2 protein-coding genes are annotated in these 1,305 nt (G+C 77.5%); both read left to right on the top strand.

Going from position 1 to position 1,305, the window contains the following annotated elements; translation table 11 throughout:
* A partial coding sequence (locus G3I41_RS14210; RefSeq protein WP_239081621.1) for a TIGR04222 domain-containing membrane protein occupies positions 1-822 on the top strand: 822 nt, incomplete at its 5' end.
* Between the two features lie 63 nt (positions 823-885).
* Positions 886-1,305, top strand: a 420-nt coding sequence (locus G3I41_RS14205; RefSeq protein ID WP_164400569.1) for a TIGR04222 domain-containing membrane protein, incomplete at its 3' end; no start/stop codon positions are given.

Here is a 1,305-nt window from a genome sequence, read left to right as displayed (position 1 = left end):
CTGACCGTCGGCGGGCCCGGCATCGTCGCCGTGCTGCGGCCGGTCGCGTACGACCCGGTGGAGCGGGCGGTGCTCCAGGAACTGGCCGCCGCGCCGAGCGGGGCGCTGCCGACGCTGCGTGCGGCCGTGATGCGGCATCCCGCGGTGCAGGAGACCGGTGACGGTCTCGCCGAGCGCGGGCTGCTGGCCCCGCCCCGCGCCGGTGCGGTGTGGCGCGTCTGGGGCCTGTTGCAGACGCTGTTGTGCCTCGCGTCCGGCCCGGTCACCATCGGCCTGGCCATCGCGCGGTTCATGGAGGGCGACGACGGCGCCGGCTGGAGCTACCCGTTCGCGGTGGCGCTGATCCCGGCCGTCGTCGTCGGCTTCGTGTCCGGCCTGGTCTGCGCGGCGGTGGCCCGGTCCCGGATCACCCGGGCGGGGCGCAGGGCGGCGGCGGACTTCGGGGCCGCGCACGCCCACCGGACCGACCCGGGGTTCCTGGTGGCGACCCGGGGGCTGCGCGGCGTCCCGGACCCGGAGCTGCGGACGCACCTGGTCGCGGCGGCCAGGACCCGGCCCACCGCCTCCTCGTACACCGCGTACGGCTCCTCGGCGCTGCTGGTCGCGCCGGCCGTGTGGTGTGCGGGGGCGAGCCCGGGCGGCGGCTGCGGCAGCTCCTCGGGCAGCAGCTGCGGTGGAAGCGGCGGGTCGGGCTGCGGGGGCGGGTCGAGTTGTGGCGGCGGCAGCGGCTGCGGGGGTGGCGGATCGAGCTGCGGCGGCGGCAGCAGCTGCGGCGGCGGTTCCAGCTGCGGGGGCGGGTCGAGCTGCGGCGGAGGCTCCTGAGACGGCCGTCCACCTGCTGGACGAGCTATGGCGCCACGGGCGGTTCCGGCATAGAAATCCGGCATGGTGCCGTTTCTGTTGCTGCTGGTCGCATGGGGTGCGGCGGGTCTCTCCTGCGCCCGGCTCTGTCTCGCGGGGGCCCGCGCGGCCCGGCGGCCGGTGGGCACGACCGGCGGACGCGGACGGCAACTCACCCTGTACGAGGCGGCGTTCCTGGCGGGCGGGCCGGGCCGGGTCGCCGACCTGGCACTGGTCTCGATGCATCTGCGGCGCCGGCTGCTGCTGGCCCACACCGGGTGGGCGACGGTCGTGGACCCCGACGGCCGCGACGAGGTGGAACGTACGGTGATCCACGCCATAGGACCGGAGGGCCAGTCGCCGATAGCTCCGGTCCGCGCGTCGGCCGCCGCCGCCGACGCCGTGCGGGCGGTGGCCGACCGGCTCGTCGCGGCCGGTCTGGCGGTCCCGCGCGGGGCGGACGTC

This window comes from Streptomyces sp. SID9727, assembly GCF_010550605.1.
In the GTDB taxonomy this organism is placed as follows: Bacteria; Actinomycetota; Actinomycetes; order Streptomycetales; family Streptomycetaceae; genus Streptomyces.
The sequence above is the reverse complement of the archived record's forward strand: the minus strand, read 5'-3'. Positions and strand labels throughout refer to the sequence as shown.